An 18093-nucleotide genomic window follows, 5' to 3' on the forward strand; every position below is an offset into this window, starting at 1 on the left:
ATCCTACTAAACGTCTCCAACGATAAAAAAATGGGAGGGTGACCAATGATGGACAGGCGTGGTTTCTTGCGGATGGGTGCGGCCGGACTGGCCATATCCGCGACAAGGGCTTCGGCGCAGAACATACCTGCGAACTATCCGCCCGATTACGCGAGGCTCATCGAGGCCTCGCGTGCCGAACCGGATCTCATCGCGTACTCGAACATGTCGCCGGGCCAATGGCGCCCGACGCTTGAGGCCTTCAAGGCGGCGTATCCCTGGATCTCCGTCCAGACATTGGACATCAACGCCAACGAAGCCATGGAGCGCTACTTCGCGGAATCCGCGACCGGCAGCCGCACGGCGGATCTCATCGTCACCGTGGCGCCCGACGCCTGGATCGACATGATCGATCGCAACCAGATCCTGGCTTACGCCTCGCCGGAAGCCGGTGCCTATCCGGTCTGGAGTCGTCCGAGCCCCGGACTCTACACAGCCGCTCTCGATCCGCTCGTCTTCCTCTGGAACAAGGCGCTTCTGCCGGAGAAGCTCTGGCCGACCAGTTTCGCCGATCTCGTCGAGAAGGTGAAAGCCAATCCTGGCATATTTCGCCGCAAGCTCACGAGCTACAGCGCCAACCTGACATCCTACGGCTACAACGCCCACTACTTTTTCGCCAGGCACCATGGCGACAAGGTCTGGGACTGGTACCGCACTCTCGGGCCGGAGACGCGGTTCGAGCGCTCGGCCGGTCCGATGGTCGAGAAGGTGACCACCGGCGAATACGTTCTGGCTTATTTCTGCGGATCTTCGGCCGCCCGCATGGCAGTCCGCGATCCCGCGCGCGCGCGCATCGTCGGCATGAGTTATATCAGCGACGGCACGCCGATGGTCTTCCGGGGCCTCGGCATTCCGATCAAGTCGGCGCGCCCGAATTCGGCGAAGCTGCTTCTCGACTTCATGCTGTCGGAGACCGGGCAAAAGGCGCTGGCGGCAGGCTCGCGCACGCCGGTCAGGCCATCCGTCACGTCCGAGAGCGTCGGCGGCGCCGAGACTTTCTCGCAGATCGAACGGGAAATCGGCACGGAAAATGCGATCCTGGTCAATTACGACCGCGGCCTGGTGAACGACCACGAAGCCTTCGTGCGGAAATGGCGCGAAGCCAACCGCGCCTGACCGACGGTACGAAACGAATGGAACCGTCATGAGCCAGCTGGACATCCCCGCATTCGACGCGCGCGCGATGCAGCGCCGGACCGGGCTCGCCTCGGGGCTGGCGAACCACCCCGCGCGCAGCGTCATCCTGCAATACGTCATCGCCGTCATGGCGCTGGTCCTGGTCGCAGGGCCGATCCTGCCGCTGTTGTACCAATCCGTGCTGGACCGGCCGCTCTATGACGAGCAGGCGCAGCTCAGCATCAGGAACTACTCCGATCTGTTCGGCTCGGAAGGCTTCGGCACGATCATCTACAACACGCTGGTCTTCGCCTTCATCTCGACGATCGTGTCACAGGTCCTGGGCGTGGTCAGCGCCGTCCTGATCGGCCGCACGAATGTGCCCGGGCGCCGCCTTTTCGGGAGCATGCTGCTTTGGCCCCTGTTCATCTCCCATCTGATCCTGTCGTTCGGCTGGTTCCTGATGTACGGGCCGGCCGGGTACATCACCTTGTGGGTGCAGGGGATCGTCGGCGAGCAGCCTTGGAATCTGTATTCGCTAGGCGGCATGGCGCTCGTCGCCGGCATCTCGCAATCCCCCCTGGCGGCGCTCTATTGCCTGGGCTCGACCAAGCTCGCCGATCCCGCGCTGGAAGACGCGGCACGCAGTTGCGGCGCGGGTGCGGCACGCACCCTTTTCTCGATCACATTGCCGCTGCTCACGCCGGCGATCCTCTACGGCAGCGTGCTCAACTTCACCAGCTCGCTGGAAATGCTGTCGATACCCCTGATCTTCGGCGAGCCGGGCGGCATCACGCTTCTGACGACCTATCTCTATTCCCAGGGCGTCGCGGCGCCCCGCCCGAACTACGGCCTGGTCGCGACGGCGGCGACGCTTCTGCTGGTCATCGTGTCCATCCTGGTCTTCCTTCAAGGACGGATGCTGCGCAATGCGCGGCGATACGTCACCGTCGGCGGCAAGGCCTCGCGCAAGCGGCTCTTCGATCTCGGCGCGGTGCGCTGGATCGCCTTCGGCTTCCTCTTCACCTATACGACGCTGTTCATCGTGCTTCCGCTCGGCGTGCTGGTGCTGCGTGCGTTTACGCGCTTCCTCAGCCCGCTCGTGCCGATGGCGGACGTCCTGACGCTCGACAATTTCGCCGCTGTCTTCTCGTCGGAAGCCAATCTCCGCGCGATCGGCAACACCCTCGTCATCGCGATCGTCGGCAGCGCCGTGGCGATTGCCTTCATCGCTGCATTGACCCTTGTCGTTCACCGCTCCGACTTCCGCTTCCGGCGCGCGCTTGAATATGTCGCGCTATTCCCGCGCGCGATCCCCGGCCTGATCGCCGGCATCGGCTTCTTCTATGCGATGGTCTTCATTCCGCCGCTCGGCTGGCTGCGCAACAGCATCGTCGTCCTGATGGTGGCCTACACGATGCGCTATATTCCTACGGCCTTCGCGAGCCTCTCGCCTGCCCTCCTTCAGATCGGCCCGGATCTCGATCGGGCCGCCCGCGTCGTCGGCGCGGACTGGCTGACGACGGTCCGCGCCATCGTCCTGCGCCTCATCAAGCCAGCGATGTTCTCGGGCTTCGCGATCCTCTTCATCCACTTCCTCAAGGAATACTCCATCGCCATCTTCCTGATCGCGCCCGGCAGCGAGGTCATCGGAACGACGCTCCTCCAATACTGGGTCCTCGGCGAGATGGGCACATTGTCGGCTCTGGCAACGGTCCAGATCCTGCTGACGGTGCTGTTCATCTTCGCTGCGCGGACGCTCTTCAAGGTCAAGCTTTATGACTGAGCTCATCATCCAGGGACTGACCAAGCGCTTCGGCGCCGTGACGGCCCTCAGCGACTTCGACCTTCACATTGCCGATGGCGAATTCGTGACCCTTCTCGGCCCGTCGGGCTGCGGCAAGTCGACGACCCTTGCGGCGGTTGCGGGGCTCGACCAGCCGACGGATGGTTCGATCCGCACCGGCGAGACCGTGCTGTTCGATGGACAAAACGGCTTTTCTCTGCCGGCGGAACAGCGCAATTTCGGGCTCGTCTTCCAGTCCTATGCGTTGTGGCCCCATATGAGCGTGCGCGACAACGTCGCCTTTCCGCTCAAGCTCAGGAAGGTCAAGGGCGCCGAGAAGGACCGGCGGGTGACCGAGGCGCTCGGACTCGTGGAAATGGAAAGCTATGCCGATCGCTATCCGCATGAGCTTTCCGGCGGACAGCAGCAGCGCGTCGCGCTCGCCCGCACGCTGGTCTACAAGCCGGACGTCCTGCTCCTCGACGAGCCGCTCTCCAATCTCGACGCCAAGCTGCGCGAGCGCGCTCGCGTCTGGCTCGGCCAGCTCAAGGATCAGGTTCGGCTGACCACGATCTATGTCACCCATGACCAGAGCGAGGCGCTCGCGCTCAGCGACCGCATCGTGGTCATGAACAAGGGCCGCATCGTCCAGATCGGCACCCCGCATGAGATCTACGCCAGCCCCGCCGACCCCTTCGTGGCCGACTTCATCGGCACCAGCAGCTTCTTCCCGGGCCGGGTCGTCGGAAACGACACCGCCGACGGCAACGTCGTCAGCATCGGCGAAGACCAGTTCCTGCGCCTGAAAAGCCACCGGACCCTGCCGCTGGAAAGTTCGGTTCGCATTTCGGTTCGCCCGGACAGGATGCGGTTGCTGCAGTCGAAGGAACAGCGTCCGGGAGAAGATGGCGCCGTCCTGTCGGCCCGCGTGCTGTCATGCAGCTATCTGGGCGCTCGTTTCCAATATGAACTCGACGTCGCTGGATCGATCGCGAAGGTGGAATCGCAGGCCGACGTCGCGTCCTCGCAGGTCTATCTCTGGGTCCCCTCGGAAGGAGCCGTGTTGTTCGCGGCCTAGGATCGAGCGCGACACCTGCCTCGTGCATGCGCGCAATTCGCGCTGGCAGGCCAGCGTTCAGACAGGAGTCCAAACGATCATGATCTCACAACCGCCACGGTGGCGGCCCGTCCTGCAGGCGCTGTTGGATGACACGCCGCGCACAAAGGCCCTCAAGAGCGGCGCGCTCCGCTCCGACCTGTTCGACATCTCCTATGTCCAGGCCCAACCGATCCAGGATGGCTTCAAGCAATTCCTGAACGATCCGGGCTTCGCCTTCGGCGAACTTGCGCTGGTGACCTTCCTGCAGGCGCATGAGGCCGGCCTGCCTCTCAGCCTCCTGCCGATCACGCTCAACCACCGCGTTCAGCACCCTGCCCTGGTCCATGATCCGCGCCGAGCCCAGCTGTCGCCCGGGCAACTCGCCGGCAAACGCATCGGCGTCAGAGCCTATGCGCAGACGAGCCCGGCCTGGGTCCGCGGCCTGCTTGACGAACTCTGGGATCTTCCGGCCGACGCCGTCGAATGGGTCACGGTCGAGGAGCCCCACCTGCCCTCGGCCAATCCTCCGGCGACGGTACGGCGCGCTCCCGCCACATCCGGGCTGCGGGACATGCTGCTCGCCGGAGAGCTCGATGCGGCGCTCCTCGTGCCCTCCGAGCGCGCCGGTCTCTCGGCCGTCATCGACAATGGCCTGCCTCGCGATCCCGCGGCCTGGCACCAGTGCTTCGGCCACTACCAGATCAACCATGTCGCCGTCGTATCCGACCGGCTCGTCGCGGATGAGCCGGGTGCGGTCCAGGAGATCGTGCGCCTCCTGAATCAGAGCGCGGATGCTGCGCCGGCCGACCCGAATACGCCAAACATCAATGGCGCGGAAGCGATGCGCTCATCCATCGAGAAAATGATGGAATACTGCGTTCGGCAAGGAATTATATCAAAATTACACGCGGTAGACGCTCTCTACAAGGGCGCTCTCAAGCTCATTTGAAATAAAGCCGGCGACGATGAACTGAGTGCCCCGGCCCTGTATCGTTGTTTGACATCGTCCAGCTTTCTTACCCCCGACGTGCCGCAGTTCCGCGCGCTTGATGGGAGCCTCATGCGCGCGGAACGGTGTGCTGCCCTGGCCGGGACCGGCGCAGGAGCCGATGCCGCGGCCGACCGCCGGGTAATTGCCGGTTCGGGCTAGATCTTATGGGCGTCCAGGGTCGAGGGATGGAACACCTCCTCCAGCGCTACCCGTCGCGACGAGAGCCCCTGCCTGTGGTGATGGTCGAGGAACGCCTCGATGGTAGGGCGGTTCGACGCGACGCCATAAGGCCAGAAATCCGGCCCCATCAGATCCCGCGCAGCCTTGAGCTGTTCCTCGACGAATGGCAGGGTGACTTTCGTCGCCGACGTGTCCGTCAACTTCAGGATCGCGGCATTCTTGGAGCTCTCGAAGGCCTTGAGGCAGGCCGCCGGCAACCAGGGCTGGGCCTCGACCAGCTCGCGACGGACGCCGATGACGTGCATGATCGGGAAGATGCGCGTGTGCCTGAAATAGCTGATCGCCGCGGCCGTCGGATCGGCGAACAGCCGCGTGACCAAGGGGTTCCCCTGGTCATATGACGACGGAGCGCGAGGGCCGATGAAGGCGTCGATCTCGCCGCTGAGGAGGAGACTGTTGAGCGATCGTCCTTCGGGAGCGTTCTCGATACGGATCTGCGAGGGGAGATCGAGTCTGATCTTCTCCGGCCGCCCCGGCTCTTCGATGCCTCCTCGCACCCAGACGACATCGGACGGTTTCACGCCGAAATCGTCCTCGAGGAACGCGCGGGCCCAGACGCAGGCAGTGAGCTGATACTCGGGGATGCCGATGCGGCGGCCGATCAGGTCGCGCGGTTCCCGGATGCCTCGGTCGGACCGGACGTAAATCGACGTGTGGCGAAAGGCACGCGACACGAAGGCGGGCACCCCCACATACCGGCTGGTTCCCTGAGCCAGCTTGACCACGTGGCTGCTGAAGGACAGCTCGCAGATGTCGAACTCCGTATGACGGAAAGCGCGGAAGAAGATCTCCTCCGGATCGAGCGTCATGAAGACCGGGTCCACCCCGTCAATCTTGACCTCGCCATCGATCAGGGGGCGGTTGCGATCATAACCTCCGATCGCGACGGACAATCGTAGTTTACTCAAGACATGTCTCCCGGGAACGTCTTTATGTCGTTTGGCAGGGTCGCGCCAACGGCGCGTTATCCATGCAGCTCGGCGACACGGTAAGCTTCGTCGATGAGCTTTACGGCCCGATAGCAGTCGTAGACATCCACCGAGGGACGATCGCCGGATTTCCAACGGCGGAGTGCTTCGGCAATGACCTCGTAGCTCGGATTTGTCGTCGGAGTACTCGGGGCGGTCTCTTCATCGTCCGACGTGACGAGGCGCAGCGCTCCGTCTTTCGACATGAGCAGCGCATCCCGGCCCGAAACCTTCCACTCGCCATCCGCACCGTCCAGAAACTTGTCGCGGCTCGGCCCGTTGTACGGGCCGCCTTCCGCGGTGCGACGCGGATAGGCGTTGCCGACCTCCAATGTCCCGAGCACACCGCTTTTCGAGCGAATCAGCACAGACGCGTAATCGTCGACCGAGGTTCCCAAGGCACGCCGGCTGATCTGGGCACCGGTGATCTCGGCGTCCTCCCCGGTCAGATGCAAGAAGGCATCGAAGCCATGGGCGCCCAGATTGCGCAGCGCGCCGCCGTTCGACTGGGACGGGTCGAGCATCCAGGCCGAATTCCACGCGACATAGCGAGCCGATGAGAAGCGGTTCATACGCATGTAGATATGCGACAGCGGGCCGAACCTGCCCTCGTCGATCATCCCCCTTGCCTTGCGCACGAATGCGGAATTGCGCTGCGGCATCGGCACGGCGGCAAAGCCGCCCTTCGCTCGTGTCTTCTCCGCCAGCGCAAGCACCTCCCGGGCATCGAAACCCATCGGCTTTTCCATGAGGAAAGGAAGCCCCTCGTCGAGAAGGTGATGCCCGACCTCCGCCATCGCGCTGTGGCGCCCGAGCGCGATCACGAAATCAGGCTTCACCGCGCGCAGCATCTCGCGATAGTCGGTGAAAACCAGCACTCCGCCGCCCAGTTGCGCCGCTGTCCATGCGGCGACGTTCGGGTCGGGATCCTGCAAGCCGACGAGTTGGACGTCCGGCATCTGATGAATCTGCCGCAGATAGGCGGCATCATAAAGCGCATGCCAATGACTGACTTCAATGGCGGCGACACGGATTGTCATTGCTTTGCCCCCTCAGTGCTTCCGGGCGAGATTGATTGTAGCGCGCAAGCTGTCGGCCTTCCCGCGCATGACAAGGATGCCCTGATGTGTGCCGGCCCCTCGCAGGCCGATGATCCGACATCGCTCCTGGGATTCGGCCTGCGCCCGCGAACGGTCGGCCTCCATTCGCTTCGCGGTCGGGCACCGATCGCGACTCTGTGACATTGGCGTGACCCCCAGCTTTTCTTTCGGCTCGAAGAACCGCTTGACAAATTAGTTGGTACGCCAATTATTGGTGATAGTCCATACTGAGGCAAGCCCGGCGACACAAAAAGCCGGATCGGAGGAAGAGCGATGAGCGAGCGACGTGGTTTGGCCGAGCGGCCCGATAGCGCGGACAGCAAGTCCGGTCTCCTGGAGGCGATGGAGGCTGTGAACGTTCAACCGCTTTGGGACCGCTACATGCGTCTCAACACGCGGGAGCCGCAGTACTACGAACCCATCATCTGGCCGTGGGCATCGATGTCGGAGCTGATCGAGAGGTCGGCCCGCGAGATCAGCATGCAGGAGGCTGAACGCCGGGTGCTGCTCCTCACCCACCCCGCCTTCCCGGGAACCGTATTCTCGACGCCGACGCTATCGGGCGGCCTTCAGATTCTCGAGCCGGGAGAATCGGCGCACGCTCACCGCCATACCCTCGCCGCGCTGCGGCTTGCCATGATGGGAGACGGCGCGGTCACGGTCGTGGACGGCAAGCCCTGCCCGATGGAGCCGGGCGACCTCATTCTCACGCCTGCCTGGAGCTGGCACGAGCACCATCACTCGGGAAAGACCCGGGCCGTCTGGTTCGATGGACTCGACTACCCGCTCGCGCGCCAGCTCGGCACCGTCTTCTTCGAGGTGGGGCCTGGCCCGATCCCCGATCGCGGCCTTGCACAGATGGACGATGCAAGTCTGTGCGAAGGCGGCGTGCTGCCCGAGGGCGACGTCACCGTCCCCTACTCGCCACTCTACCGTTACTCGTGGAGCCGTGTGTCGGGAGCCCTGAAGGCAATGCCGCCCGCGGCGGACGGGTCACGTCGCTTGCGTTATATCAACCCGGTCGATGGCGGTCCGATCATGCCGACCCTCGATTGCTTCGCCCTCGGCCTGACGCCGGGTAGTGCGACGGTGCCGATGCGCACGACCGCGACGGCCATGGTCGTCGTCATCGAGGGCGAGGGCGTCAGCCAGATCGGCGATACCCGCTTCGAGTGGAAACAGCATGACGTCTTCACGCTGCCGCGCTGGCAGTGGATCGAGCACAACGCCACCTCCGGCCCCGCGACACTCTTCCTGATGACGGATCGCGCGCTGACCGACCGTATTGGCCACCTGCGAGAAGAAACGCGTCGGTGAGCGCTGGTCATCACTGGCTGCTGTCGACCTGAAACGGGGGGAAGAATGGCTCAAAAACAGGATCTGGACGTCCTGATCATTGGAGCGGGCATTGGTGGGTTGACGCTCGCCTTGGCGCTGCACAGGGTGGGGATCAGGTGTCGGCTCTATGAGGGCGCACCTGAGTTCAAGCCCTTGGGCGTAGGGTTGAATTTGCTCCCGCATGCCATCCGGGAGCTGGGTGAGCTCGGGATCGTCGAGCGCCTCGTCGAAAAAGGGATTCCGACGCAGGAATACTGCTTTTACACCAGCCGCGGTCAACATGTTTACTCTGAACCTCGCGGCAAATTCGCGGGCTACGAATGGCCGCAGGTTTCCATCCATCGTGCGGATCTTCATACGGTCCTCGTAGAGGCGGTCCTGGACCGTCTCGGTCACGATGCGATCGTCTTCGGCCACCGTTGTGTCGCGGTGGATCAGGATGGTGACGAGGCCATCGTGCATTTCGGAGATGCCGCGGGGGCCATCATGAAGACGGTGCGGGCCAGCATCGCCATTGCCTGCGACGGCGTTCACTCCGTTGCGCGCAGGCAATTCCACCCGGAAGAGGCGAAGCCGCGTTATCAGGGAACCACGCAGTACCGCGGCGCAACCCGGTGGAAGCCGTTCCTGAGCGGCGCCAGCATGGTCTATATGGGGACCTATGAGACGGGCAAGCTCATTACCTATCCCATTCGCAACAACATCGACGGCGAAGGCAGGCAGCTCATCAATTGGGTGATCGAACTGTCACGCCCGAATGAGCAGACGCGCGACTGGAACCGGGAGAGCAGCGTCGAGGAATTCATAGGCCATTTCGAACATGCGCGGTTCGATTGGCTGGATATTCCCGCGATGCTCCGTGCCGCCGACGTGATCCTGGAATATCCGATGGTGGATCAGGATCCTCTGCGGTTCTGGACTGCCGGGCGCATTACCCTTCTCGGCGATGCCGCTCACCCCATGATGCCACGCGGCTCCAATGGCGCTGCCCAGGCGATCATCGACGCCAACACGATCGCCGTTCTCCTGTCCGGCGGGGACGATCCGCTCGCCGCCCTCAAGGAGTACGAGTCGAAGCGCCTGAAGGCCACCGGCGACGTCGTCATCGCCAATCGCAGCCAGGCGCCGGACGCCATCCTCCGTGTCGTCGAGGAACGGACAGGCGGAAAGCGCTTCGACCACATCAACGACGTCATATCGCAGACAGAACTCGTGGCCTGGCAGGATCGCTATCGCAAATTGGCGGGCTTCTCCGCGGAAGACCTGCAGTCGCCCCGCAAATCCGCGTGAAATCATCGCGAAAGGCAATCAGGAAGCACGACACCTCAGTTCATCTCGGGGCGATCCACTGAATGTGGCGCAAAGGATTCGAAGGCCCCGCCGGCATCGGATCGAAAAAAAAGGCGGACTTATTCCAGTTGGGAGAGAAACCACATCATGTCAAAGCATCGGGGACTAGCGCTCCTTACCACCCTTGTGCTCGCCGCAGGCATCGCCTCCGCAGCGGCACAGGATTTCCCGTCAAAGCCGATCACGATCGTCGTGCCGTTTCCTCCGGGAGGCGTCGCTGACCAAGCAACGCGGCTTGTCGCGGCCAAAGTATCCGACAGCATTGGCCAGCCGGTGGTGATCGACAACCGGCCGGGCGGCGGCGGTCAGGTCGGCGCGATGGTGGTCAAGCAGGCCAAGCCGGATGGCTATACTCTGTTCTTGGCAAATATCGGCAGCCACGCCATCAACCAATCCCTCTATGCCAAGCTCTCTTACGACCCGGTGAAGGATTTCTCGCCGGTCACTGAAATCTTCAGCATGTCGCATGTGCTGGCTGTGCCGAAAAACAGCCCGGCCAAGACACCGGCTGATCTTGTCGCGTTGTCCAAAGCGAAGCCCCTCTCCTTCGCTTCGCAAGGCATCGGCAGCGGCGGCCATTTGCTCGGAGAGATGTTCAAGTCCGGGACGGGAAGCAATGTCGTCCATGTGCCGTACAAGGGCACGGCACAGATCCTTCCCGACCTGCTGGCCGGCCGGCTCGATCTCATCTTCGACGGTATTCCCGGCTCTGGTCCGCTGGTCCGCGACGGCAATCTCAAGGGGCTGGCCGTCACCGACAGCAAGCGCTCGGCGATGCTGCCGGACGTGCCGACCATGGCCGAGGCGGGATTTCCTGGCTATGAGCTCAGTGCCTGGTTCGGCATCGCGGCGCCGGCGAATACGCCCGCGCCGGTGATCAACAAGCTCAATGCCGAATTCATCAAAGCACTGAAGCATCCCGATGTCGTCGCTCGCATGACGGAATTCGGAGTGAACATCATCGGCAACTCGCCCGAAGAGTTTGCCGCCGTCATGGCGTCTGAAACCACGCGTCTTGGCCAGGTCGTCAAGGCCTCTGGCGCGCGCGCCGAGTAACGTCTCGGCGCAGCCTGCTGCGCCGTTCTCCCAAACCTCAGCTCGATGAGATGGAGCATGTCATGCCTTTGCTGGGCAAGGGTGCGCTCGTCATGTGGTGCGACATCGCGCCGGAACACCATGCTGCGCATGACGAGTGGCATTCGAACGAACACTTCCCGGAACGCCTTGGTATTCCAGGCTTCCTGCGCGCCAGACGGGGCGTCTCGATGCGTGGCGACGCCCCGCGATACTTCGTTCTCTACGAAGTCGACCAACTCGCGACAATCGCCTCACCCGCCTATCTGGCCCGCCTGAACAATCCCTCCGTGTGGACTCGTTCCATCATGGCGTTGGTCCAACGCCTGAGCCGCACCCCGAGCCAGGTGACCGCGAGCCACGGCTCGGGAATCGGCGCCTATGTTCAGGCCGTTCGGCTGACCCCGCGCGACGATGGCGCGGGCTCAAGCGAACTTCGCCGGTGGCTCGTCGAAACCGCATTGCCGTCGCTCATGTCGCAACCAGGCGTCGTCGGCGCGCATCTCCTCGAGCATGCGCCCGCTTGGGCGCCGCAAGCTACGCATGAGCAGGCGCTGCGCGGTCGCGCCGACGACACCGCGGATTGGGTCCTTGTCGTCGAAGGCTATAGCGCCGCGAACCTGGAAAGCGCGACCGCCAGATTGCTTTCGCCGGACGAGGTGATCCGGCGCGGCGCCGCCGGTTCACCCGTCTCAGGTTTCTATCAGATCGTCCACATGGTGACGCCTGCGGATCTGCCCCCTTCGGAACCCACCGTGGGGAACGCAGACGAAGGCGAGGTCCGCAATCACCGGCGGTCCCAACAATTCGCAGCCATCGCGGAAGGAGCATGAGCATGCGGCTTCATCTGAATCAGGAAGTCCTCGCCGGCCTCATCTTCGCCTCATTGGGGGGGCTCGGCCTCTGGCTTGGAAGCAACTATCCGGTCGGCTCCGCGCTGCGCATGGGGCCGGGATATTTGCCAACGCTGTTGTGCTGGCTCCTCGTCGGATTGGGGGCGACCATCGCGATCCGCGGCGTGGCGATCGGCGGCGAACCGATTACCCATTTCAACATTCGCTCTTTGATCCTGATCGTCGCGGGTGTCCTCGCCTTCGCGGCCCTGGTCGACCGTCTCGGCCTGGCCATCGGCACAATCGCCGTGATCATGATCGGCGCCCTCGCCGGCCACGAATTCAAGTTCCGGGAGATGGCCGCCCTCTCCATCGGCCTCGCAATCGCAGCCTCGGTTCTGTTCGTCTTTGTTCTCGGGCTGCCGATCAAAATCCTTGCGGGTTGGAGGTAGAACCCATGGAAATCTTCGACAACCTGGCCCTCGGCCTCTCCGTCGCCTTCACCCCCATGAATCTTCTCTTCTGCTTCGTTGGCGTTCTGATCGGAACGCTCATCGGCGTCCTGCCGGGCATCGGCCCCGTGGCGACGATGGCGATGTTGCTGCCGATCACGTTCTATCTGACTCCGACGGCGGCGCTCATCATGCTGGCGGGGATCTACTACGGGGCTCAGTACGGCGGTTCCACCACGGCGATTCTGATCAATACGCCCGGTGAATCCACCTCGGTCGTCACCTGTCTAGACGGGCACGCCATGGCACGTCGCGGTCGCGCTGGCGCTGCGCTTGCGGTCGCCGCAATCGGCTCCTTCTTCGCCGGCACCGTCTCGACGCTGCTCATAGCGCTGGCCAGCCCGCCTCTGACCCGCGTCGCGCTGCAGTTCGGCCCGGCAGAGTACTTTTCCTTGATGGTGCTGGGTCTCGTCGGAGCCGTCGTGCTCGCGCAGGGCTCGCTCCTGAAAGCCCTCGCCATGACTTGTCTCGGCCTGCTCCTGGGACTTGTCGGAACCGACCTCAATACGGGCGACCTTCGTTACACCTTCGACATTCCCGAATTGATCGACGGCATCGGCTTCATGCCGATTGCGATGGGGCTTTTCGGCATGTTCGAGATCATCAGCAATCTCGAGCATCGGCACGACCGGTCCGCGAGCAGGGTCATCGGCTCGCTGATGCCGTCGCGCGATGAAATGCGCGCGTCGATCATGCCCATCCTGCGTGGCACGGGCATTGGCGCGATCCTCGGCGTTCTGCCTGGTGGCGGCGCCTTGCTGAGTTCCTTTGCGGCCTACGCCATCGAAAAGAAGATCGCCAAGGATCCGTCCCGTTTTGGACATGGCGCGATCGAGGGCGTCGCGAGCCCTGAATCGGCCAACAATGCCGGTGCGCAGACCTCGTTCATCCCGATGCTGACGCTCGGCATCCCTTCGAACCCCGTCATGGCGATGATGCTGGGCGCGCTGATGATCCAGGGCGTGGCACCGGGCCCGAGCGTCATGACCCAGCAGCCCAGCCTGTTCTGGGGCGTCATCGCCAGCATGTGGGTCGGAAACCTGATGCTCGTGGTGATCAATCTGCCACTCGTCGGCATCTGGGTCCGGTTGCTGACAGTTCCCTATCGCTTCCTGTTTCCCTGCATTCTCTTCTTCTGCGTCATCGGCGTCTATACCGTGAACAACTCCGCGTTCGAGGTCGTACTCGCCGCGATTTTCGCCACGCTCGGATACGTCTTCTTCAAGGTTGGCTGCGAGCCCGCGCCGATGCTGCTCGGGTTCATCCTCGGGCCGATGATGGAAGAGAATCTGCGCCGGGCGATGATCCTTTCCCACGGCGACCCGACCGTGTTCACGACCGAACCTATCAGCCTCGGTCTGTTGATCGTCTCGGCCGCGTTGCTCGCCGCCGTCGTGCTCCCCGCCCTGCGCCGGACACGAGAAGAAGCATTCAAGGAAGCCTGACGGCGCCAAGACGGAGATCACTCACAATGACCACGCTCGTCCGCTATCGCCGGCCATCGGCCGGAATTCACCCGCCTCACCTCTACCCGGACTACACATCCACCATAAAGCGGGCCCCCAAGCAGCCTCTCGTGCTGATCCCGCACCAGCTTTCGGAGATCACCGGCCCTGTCTTCGGTCATGGACGCATTCGCGCCGAAGACCACGATCTGACCCGCATGCATGCGGCCGAGCCTCTCGGAGAGCGGATCATCGTGACCGGCCGCGTGCTCGACGAGGATGGGCGCCCTGTCCCTCACACGCTCGTCGAATTGTGGCAGGCCAACGCCGCCGGCCGGTATCTCCACAAAAATGACCAGCATGCCGCACCGCTCGATCCGAATTTCAGCGGCGCCGGGCGCACGGTCACCGACGCAACTGGGCAATACCGCTTCGTGACGATCAAGCCGGGCTCCTATCCCTGGAAGAACCACGCCAATGCCTGGCGCCCCCAACATCTGCACTTCTCCGTCTTCGGGCCGAGCTTTCTCACCCGCATTGTCACGCAGATGTATTTTCCCGGTGACCCGCTGATGGCCTATGACCCGATCTACAACAGCATCCATGACGAGAAGGCGCGTGACCGCCTGATCGCGCGATTTGACCTCGACGTGACCGAACCCGACTGGGCCCTGGGCTACCGCTTCGACATCGTTCTGCGCGGGCGCGACGCGACCCCCGAGCACCACTGAAGGAAGCCGCTCGTGACCATGACGCTGACAGCATCCCAAACCGTTGGGCCGTACTTCCACATCGGGTTCGAAGCCCTTTACACGACCGACCTGACCCTTGCGGCGGCGCAGGGGCAGAGCATCACGGTGACCGGGACGATACTGGACGGAGACGGCCAACCGATTCCCGATGCGGTTCTGGAGCTCTGGCAGGCGGATGCGACCGGACGCTACCATCATCCCGAAGACCGACGAAACGAAGAGCCGGATCAGTCCTTTTTCGGGTTCGGCCGGATTCCCATGCGTGACGATGGCTCCTTCCGCTTCAAGACGATCAAGCCCGGGCGCCCAGAAAGTACCGACGGTCGCCATCAAGCTCCGCACATCAACGTGACCCTGTTCATGAGAGGGCAGCTCACGCATCTCGTGACGCGCATCTACTTCGGCGACGAGGACGCGAACGAGCAGGACCATGTTCTGGGATTGGTCGATCCACAACGGCGCCACACGCTGGTCGCGCGCCTGTCGTCAACGACGTCAGACGAGTACCGATGGGACGTTCACATGCAAGGTGCAGCAGAAACCGTCTTTTTCGATGTGTGATGGCGGCATGGCTTGACGGACCGGAGCGGGCTCGGCGCCGATTGGTCGATATCGGGCCCGAGCATAGTCCTGCCTGAGCCTAGTCCTCTGCGACGTTGAACGATAACATTCGCGATTCTTGGGTCGCCTTGAAGGCGGCTTCCGCTGCAAAGATTGTCCGAAGCTTGTTCAGGCACGTTCCGAAATGACGCTTGAAGTTTTCTACTCGCGAGCCGGCCACCTGATCCGCCGCATGAACCAGATTGCCGTCGCGATCTTTCTTGAGGAGACGAGCGAGCTCGGTCTGACAACCGTGCAATATGCAGCACTGCATATGATCGACGAGATCCCCAACGTCGATCAGGCCAGTCTGAGCAGCATGATCGCCTTCGACAAGACGACGATCGTCAAGGTCTTGGACCGCCTCGAGGAAAAAGGTCTCATCACGCGAGAGCGTTCCGAAACGGATCGACGGCGCCAGCTCCTGAACGCCACGAAGCGCGGCCAGGAGGTCGTCAGGCAGATCGAGCCCATGATCAATCGCTGCGAGGAGCGCATTCTCGCCCCTCTCAGCGCGCCGGATAAGCGCCGCTTTATGGAAATGTTGACCCAGATCGTTCGGGTCAACAACACGTTCAGCCGCGCGCCGCTCAATGACGAGCTGCTCGAGGATTTCGCGGCACGCAAGAACATCTCGCGGCCTAAAAAGCCGATCGACGTGAAGGTCGCCAAGCCGAGCAAAACCTCTCGAAAGCGCGGCGCGTCCGGGCCCGCTTGACGCTCTGATCGACGCGAGAGCGCGCCGCTCGTGCGGGGGCGGCGCACATAAGTCGCGCGCCAATTGACAGTATACCAATTATCGGTATGCTTACATTTATCCGGTTCGCCATCGCATGCGCTGAGCACCATCCTGGGCAATTTCGGCCCGGCATACGGCGGCACGCAAAGAAGAAGGGTTGAATGATGAAGCTGTGCCGCTTTAATGACGACAATGTCGGCGTGGTATCGGACGGCAGGGTTTTCGACGTTACCGAACTGGCCGAGAGCTTGTCATCCAGAATTGCCGCTGATGATTTGGGTGATCCTTTCGTATGGAGCATACGAGACCTTCGCAAAGCATTGCCGGACAGCCTGACGAGCTTTCGTTCCTTTTCGCTGGACAAGGTCGATTTCCTGTCTCCGGTGAGGTTTCCCGGCAAGATTGTCGCGGCTCCGGTCAACTACATGGCCCATATCCTGGAGATGCAGGCGAGCAACATTTCGCCAGGCCATAATATTCCCGAGATCGGAAAGGCGGGTCTCTTTCTGAAGGCAACGTCTTCTCTTGTCGGCCCCTCGCAGGGGATCGCCCTTCGTTTTCCTGATCGACGCACGGATCATGAAATCGAACTCGTCGCCATCATCGGCAAGACGGCGAGCTGTGTTTCGCGCATGGACGCTCTTGACCATGTTGCCGGATATTGTCTCGGCCTGGATATCACCGTCCGCGGAACGGAGGACCGCAGCTTCAGGAAGTCGATCGATTCCTACTCTGTTCTTGGCCCGTGGCTGACCACGGCCGACGAAATTCCCAGCCCGAACGATCTTGAACTGACCTTGCGGCGGAATGGCGATATCAAGCAGCACACTTCGACGGCCGACATGATCTACGATGTCGCGCGCATCATCGAATTCGCATCCTCATTCTATACGCTCTATCCCGGCGACATCGTTTATACCGGGACACCCCAAGGAGTTGGACCTATCGAGCCGGGCGATCGCCTCCATGCGGAATGCCCGGCTTTGGGTGCCATGAGCGTGACGGTTCGCGCATATTCGGAGCAAAGACCCGTGTAGGATAAGATGGCGCCTCGGGCTACCACGCTGCGCCGGACAATTGCGATGTGACGCTGCAGCCGAGCGCCTCCGACCTCATCTTGCCCGATGTGCAGCTTCGCCCGGTGCCGAGGCCGGCCATCGCGTGGCATTGCTGCCCCAGAAATGCCCAGCAAGCCTCGGCCATATCCTCGGCGGCCACCACGCCGCCGGGAGAGCCCGGTGTCGGCCCATTCCGAGGACGCACCTCACCATTTGGGATCGCTTGAGCGCCGGGATGATTGCCCTATTCGGCAATCGTCAGCGTCATTCCATCGAATGCCACTGCGATATTGTCCGCCAAGCGGCTGGCGAGGCTCGCATAATCCAGATCGACATGGAGATTGGTCAGGACCGCGCGTCGCGGCTTCAGCGCGGCGATGGCATCGAGCGACTGAGCCAGATGGAAATGGCTGGGATGCGGCGTCTCGCGCAGGCAGTCGAGAATCAGGATATCGAGGCCGGCCATGGCTTCCATTGCTGCCGGCGGGATCAGGCTGACATCAGGCAGATAGGCCAATGAGCCGAAACGGAAGCCGAGCGCTTCGTAATTCGGCCCGTGCTCGACCCGGAATGGCAGCGCTTCGATCAGTCCGCCGGCGCCGTCGATTGTCTGGCTACGTCCGGCAGTGATCTGGTCGAGATCGAGGATCGGCGGGTAGTAACTGCCCGCCGGCGTCTCGAAGAGATAGCCGAAGCGTGTGCGCAGCGAGGCTTGTGTGGTCGTATCGGCATAGATGCGGATGCGCTGGCGCATATGCAGGACAAGCGCGCGCAAATCGTCGATGCCATGGCTATGGTCGGCATGGTCATGCGTCATCAGCACGCCGTCGAGCGCCTCCACCTCGGCGGACAAGAGCTGTTCACGAAGGTCTGGAGAAGTATCGACGAGAACCCGGGTCGTGCCGTCCGGTCCCGAACGCGTCAGCAGAATCGAGCAGCGGCGCCGGCGATTCTTTGGATTGCTCGGGTCGCACGCACCCCAACCGGAGCCAGGCCTTGGCACACCACCCGAAGAACCGCAGCCGAGGATCGTAGCCGTCAGCGTCATGGCGC

The 18093-nt window shown here is 62.7% G+C and carries 17 protein-coding genes; 14 read left to right on the forward strand and 3 right to left on the reverse strand.

Going from position 1 to position 18093, the window contains the following annotated elements:
* The first annotated feature begins 45 nt into the window (after positions 1 to 45).
* The 4 genes from AC1DDA_RS08270 (at position 46) to AC1DDA_RS08285 (ending at position 4989) form a co-directional block, all read left to right on the forward strand.
* Positions 46 to 1155 carry an ABC transporter substrate-binding protein gene (locus AC1DDA_RS08270; protein ID WP_476795402.1) on the forward strand — a complete coding sequence of 370 codons (1110 nt, stop codon included), beginning with the start codon at positions 46 to 48 and terminating at the stop codon, positions 1153 to 1155.
* A gap of 28 nt (positions 1156 to 1183) precedes the next feature.
* On the forward strand, positions 1184 to 2941 hold the full coding sequence (locus tag AC1DDA_RS08275) for an ABC transporter permease (protein WP_476795403.1): 1758 nt from the start codon (positions 1184 to 1186) through the stop codon (positions 2939 to 2941).
* Complete coding sequence (locus AC1DDA_RS08280) at positions 2934 to 4019, forward strand: ABC transporter ATP-binding protein (protein ID WP_441513130.1); 1086 nt, start codon at positions 2934 to 2936, stop codon at positions 4017 to 4019. The genes AC1DDA_RS08275 and AC1DDA_RS08280 overlap by 8 nt, the downstream gene beginning before the upstream one ends.
* Positions 4020 to 4098: 79 nt before the next feature.
* Positions 4099 to 4989, forward strand: a complete 891-nt coding sequence (locus AC1DDA_RS08285; protein WP_476795404.1) for a type 2 periplasmic-binding domain-containing protein — start codon at positions 4099 to 4101, stop codon at positions 4987 to 4989.
* A 197-nt stretch (positions 4990 to 5186) separates the two neighbouring features.
* Here AC1DDA_RS08285 and AC1DDA_RS08290 read toward each other — a convergent pair whose 3' ends face one another.
* The gene (locus AC1DDA_RS08290; protein ID WP_441513128.1) at positions 5187 to 6179 is read right to left on the reverse strand and encodes a substrate-binding domain-containing protein; all 993 of its coding nucleotides are present in this window, start codon (positions 6177 to 6179) and stop codon (positions 5187 to 5189) included.
* Between the two features lie 56 nt (positions 6180 to 6235).
* Positions 6236 to 7279 (reverse strand): Gfo/Idh/MocA family protein, encoded by a 1044-nt coding sequence (locus AC1DDA_RS08295; protein ID WP_476795405.1) that lies wholly within the window; start codon positions 7277 to 7279, stop codon positions 6236 to 6238.
* Positions 7280 to 7612: 333 nt separating this feature from the next.
* On the opposite strand from AC1DDA_RS08295, the gene AC1DDA_RS08300 reads away from it, so the two are divergent.
* From AC1DDA_RS08300 to AC1DDA_RS08345, 10 genes are all read left to right on the forward strand, one after another.
* Positions 7613 to 8656: a cupin domain-containing protein gene (locus tag AC1DDA_RS08300; RefSeq protein ID WP_441513126.1), complete on the forward strand. Its 1044-nt coding sequence runs from the start codon at positions 7613 to 7615 to the stop codon at positions 8654 to 8656.
* 45 nt (positions 8657 to 8701) lie between these two features.
* Positions 8702 to 9967 carry a flavin-dependent oxidoreductase gene (locus AC1DDA_RS08305; RefSeq protein ID WP_476795406.1) on the forward strand — a complete coding sequence of 422 codons (1266 nt, stop codon included), beginning with the start codon at positions 8702 to 8704 and terminating at the stop codon, positions 9965 to 9967.
* Between the two features lie 147 nt (positions 9968 to 10114).
* Positions 10115 to 11083, forward strand: a complete 969-nt coding sequence (locus AC1DDA_RS08310) for a Bug family tripartite tricarboxylate transporter substrate binding protein (protein WP_476795407.1) — start codon at positions 10115 to 10117, stop codon at positions 11081 to 11083.
* Between the two features lie 62 nt (positions 11084 to 11145).
* The gene (locus tag AC1DDA_RS08315) at positions 11146 to 11934 is read left to right on the forward strand and encodes a hypothetical protein (protein ID WP_476795408.1); all 789 of its coding nucleotides are present in this window, start codon (positions 11146 to 11148) and stop codon (positions 11932 to 11934) included.
* A 2-nt stretch (positions 11935 to 11936) separates the two neighbouring features.
* Positions 11937 to 12386, forward strand: a complete 450-nt coding sequence (locus tag AC1DDA_RS08320; protein WP_476778488.1) for a tripartite tricarboxylate transporter TctB family protein — start codon at positions 11937 to 11939, stop codon at positions 12384 to 12386.
* Between the two features lie 5 nt (positions 12387 to 12391).
* Positions 12392 to 13891: a tripartite tricarboxylate transporter permease gene (locus AC1DDA_RS08325; RefSeq protein ID WP_441513121.1), complete on the forward strand. Its 1500-nt coding sequence runs from the start codon at positions 12392 to 12394 to the stop codon at positions 13889 to 13891.
* A 26-nt stretch (positions 13892 to 13917) separates the two neighbouring features.
* Positions 13918 to 14622: a protocatechuate 3,4-dioxygenase subunit beta gene (gene pcaH, locus AC1DDA_RS08330; protein WP_476795409.1), complete on the forward strand. Its 705-nt coding sequence runs from the start codon at positions 13918 to 13920 to the stop codon at positions 14620 to 14622.
* 18 nt (positions 14623 to 14640) lie between these two features.
* Complete coding sequence (gene pcaG / locus AC1DDA_RS08335; RefSeq protein WP_476795657.1) at positions 14641 to 15204, forward strand: protocatechuate 3,4-dioxygenase subunit alpha; 564 nt, start codon at positions 14641 to 14643, stop codon at positions 15202 to 15204.
* A 118-nt stretch (positions 15205 to 15322) separates the two neighbouring features.
* Positions 15323 to 15961 carry a MarR family winged helix-turn-helix transcriptional regulator gene (locus tag AC1DDA_RS08340; RefSeq protein WP_476795410.1) on the forward strand — a complete coding sequence of 213 codons (639 nt, stop codon included), beginning with the start codon at positions 15323 to 15325 and terminating at the stop codon, positions 15959 to 15961.
* Positions 15962 to 16143: 182 nt separating this feature from the next.
* Positions 16144 to 17019 (forward strand): fumarylacetoacetate hydrolase family protein, encoded by an 876-nt coding sequence (locus AC1DDA_RS08345; RefSeq protein WP_476795411.1) that lies wholly within the window; start codon positions 16144 to 16146, stop codon positions 17017 to 17019.
* Positions 17020 to 17284: 265 nt separating this feature from the next.
* On the opposite strand, the gene AC1DDA_RS08350 is transcribed toward AC1DDA_RS08345, so the two are convergent.
* Positions 17285 to 18088, reverse strand: coding sequence for an MBL fold metallo-hydrolase (locus AC1DDA_RS08350; protein WP_476795412.1), 804 nt, complete (start codon positions 18086 to 18088; stop codon positions 17285 to 17287).
* Between the last annotated feature and the right edge of the window lie 5 nt (positions 18089 to 18093).

The sequence above is a fragment of the Allobosea sp. 10N428 genome (genome assembly GCF_056394545.1).